The following is a 2,510-nucleotide window of genomic DNA, read 5'->3' as shown; positions in this document are numbered from 1 at the left end:
GCTGGAAGTTCGCATTGGCCTTGAGGTCCGGATAGGCCTCGCTGAGCGCGATCAGTCGGCCGAGGGCGCCGGAGAGCTGGTTCTCGGCAGCGCCGACCTGCGCCGGGCCCTGCGCATTCATCGCCGAATTGCGCGCCTTGATGACGTCGTCGAGGGTGCCGCGCTCATGCGCCGCATAGCCCTTCACGGTCTCGATCAGGTTCGGGATCAGATCGTGGCGCTGCTTGAGTTGCACGTCGATATCGGCAAAGGACTGGTTGACCCGCTGGCTCAGCGCCACCAGACGGTTGTAGGCAGAAAATGCCACGAAGATCAGGACAACGATGACGCCAAGAACGATCCAGCCGGTCGACATGTAAGAACCCCCAAAAGAAGCTACCAAACCCGCAGCCTAGCCGATCATGCGGCCACACGGCAGGGGCCGCAGGCATGTCGCGGCACGGATTGGTCGTCGCGGGAATGGAATACGTTCAATTGGGCAGGCGGGTCGTGAAGTCGATCCGATAGATCCGGGCATGAGGTGCCTGCAGGGCAATGCCCTCACCCGATATCTGCGCCACGCCTGGATATTGACCTCTCCTCATTCTGCATGGGGAGAGGTCAACCAGTGAAGTCGGGTGAGGGGCCGTGCAGTGAGCGAGCGGCAAGCTCGCAATCCGCGGATCGTACTAAAGCAGGAGCTTACGGCTTCGCGATGTGCCAGGTGCCGTTCAGGAAACCGTCGCCATTGGTGTCGCCTGCGGCCATGTCCTTCTTGAAGGTGTAGAGCGGCTTGCCTTTATAGGCCCACATCTTCTTGCCGTCGTCGCGCACCACGATGGTCATGTCGGCACTCGGCTTGGCATCGTCCGCTGCGAACAGCGGCGGCCAGTTTTCGGCGCAGGGTCCGTTGCACATCGACTTGCCGCCGGCGTCCTTGTCGAAAGTGTAGAGCGTCATGCCCTTGGCATCGACGAAGGTCTTGCCCTTGGCGGTATCGGCGGTCTTGAGCATCTGCGCCGAGGCGGCGGATGAAGCGAGCATGAGAGCCAGAGCCGCGAAAGCGGCGAATGATTTGGTCATTGCAGCGTTACTCCTGATGATTGGGCGACGCAGTCGCGTCAGGAGAACAAACGCCAGGTGCGCGGGATTATTCCGCGGATGGGTCCAGTGAACCAAATACCGCGTCACCCCAGTCAAGCTTGCGGAACTTTGCGTACAGCGCCTTGTCGCGGCGCGGTGCATTTGCGGCGATAACGCCTTCATCAGTGCAGAGTTTTGCGGTGATCGCGATCTTGGTCGTTACCGGTTGTGCCAGCACGCGCGATGGCCGCTGTGCGACCGGTGCGCGCGACAGCGCGACATAGATGAATTTTTCGTCCTCATAGGGAAGTTCTGCGGATTTGAGTTGTTTATGCACACGGGAGCGCTGCAGCCGCTGGCTGAAGTGGCACCAGTCCGGCTTTACCAGCGGGCACGCTTCGTCATGCGGGCAGGGCGCGATCACATGCGCGCCGTCCTTGATGAGCTGCGCTCGCGCATCGAGGATGCGTTGATATCCCGCCGGCGTACCGGGCTCGACGATGAGCAGCGTATCGTTTGTTTTTGCCCACATTGCTGCGACGAGTTTCGTTCGCGCGGCATCATGGAGCTCGTTGATGACGTAGCTCGCGATGACGAGATCGGCGGATGGGGCGTCGGCGATCGTCGCGGCGGCGTCGCCCAGCGTGTAGTTCATCGCGGGAATACGGTGGCTGTCCTGCGCCAGACCGAGCGCAAGCGTGCGCAGAGCGGGATTGGCATCGAGCAGCGCGAAAGATTGCAGTGATACGAGTGCTTCCGCGCAGGCCCATGTCGCTGTTCCCGGCCCGGCGCCGCAATCGAGCAGCGTGGTCGGTGCGAAGTCCGGTCGTGTCGCCTGCAGTGCATTGAGGCTGGCAATGACCGCCGCATAGGTCGCCGGCATCCGCGCCAGCGCATAGGCGAGTGCGTCACTCTCGTTGCGGATGGTCGTGGAGCCGCCGCCGGAGCGATAGGTTCTTGAGATGGCGTCGGAGCGCTCAGCCGCGTCGTTGCGCGAGAAGCCATGCAGACGGGCGTTGAGGGCCGCGGTGAGTTCGGCGGGGAGGTCGGGGGCGGTCATGAGTGAAGCGCGCCCTTTCTTATCCCTCCCCGCCTAGCGAAGCTTTGCTTCGCGCGGGGGAGGGAGGCCATTCACGGCGGAGTTTTAACTACGCCACTTCCTGATCGAGGATCTTCACCGCGTTTTCGAGATCCACCGAAACCAGCTGCGACACACCACGCTCGGCCATCGTCACACCGTACAGGCGGTGCATGCGCGCCATCGTGATCGGGTTATGCGTGATGGTGATGAAGCGGGTTTCCGTCGAGCTGCACATTTCGTGCAGCAGACTGCAGAAGCGCTCCACATTGTGGTCGTCGAGCGGTGCGTCGACTTCGTCCAGCACGCAGATCGGCGACGGGTTGGTCAGGAACACCGCGAAGATCAGCGCCAGCGCGGTCAGCGCCTG

4 protein-coding genes are annotated in these 2,510 nt (G+C 62.3%); all 4 read right to left on the bottom strand.

The window, feature by feature from the left end:
- Positions 1 to 355 (bottom strand): LemA family protein (locus ACEK02_RS02675; RefSeq protein WP_371420257.1); only part of this gene is annotated, 355 nt, incomplete at its 3' end.
- A 326-nt stretch (positions 356 to 681) separates the two neighbouring features.
- The gene (locus ACEK02_RS02670) at positions 682 to 1,062 is read right to left on the bottom strand and encodes a hypothetical protein (RefSeq protein WP_371420256.1); all 381 of its coding nucleotides are present in this window, start codon (positions 1,060 to 1,062) and stop codon (positions 682 to 684) included.
- Positions 1,063 to 1,129: 67 nt separating this feature from the next.
- The gene (locus ACEK02_RS02665; protein ID WP_371420255.1) at positions 1,130 to 2,122 is read right to left on the bottom strand and encodes a small ribosomal subunit Rsm22 family protein; all 993 of its coding nucleotides are present in this window, start codon (positions 2,120 to 2,122) and stop codon (positions 1,130 to 1,132) included.
- A gap of 88 nt (positions 2,123 to 2,210) precedes the next feature.
- Positions 2,211 to 2,510 (bottom strand): hypothetical protein (locus ACEK02_RS02660; protein ID WP_371420254.1); only part of this gene is annotated, 300 nt, incomplete at its 5' end.

Origin of the sequence: Tardiphaga sp., assembly GCF_041424195.1 — a bacterium.
In the GTDB taxonomy this organism is placed as follows: Bacteria; Pseudomonadota; Alphaproteobacteria; order Rhizobiales; family Xanthobacteraceae; genus Tardiphaga.
The sequence above is the reverse complement of the archived record's forward strand: the minus strand, read 5'-3'. Positions and strand labels throughout refer to the sequence as shown.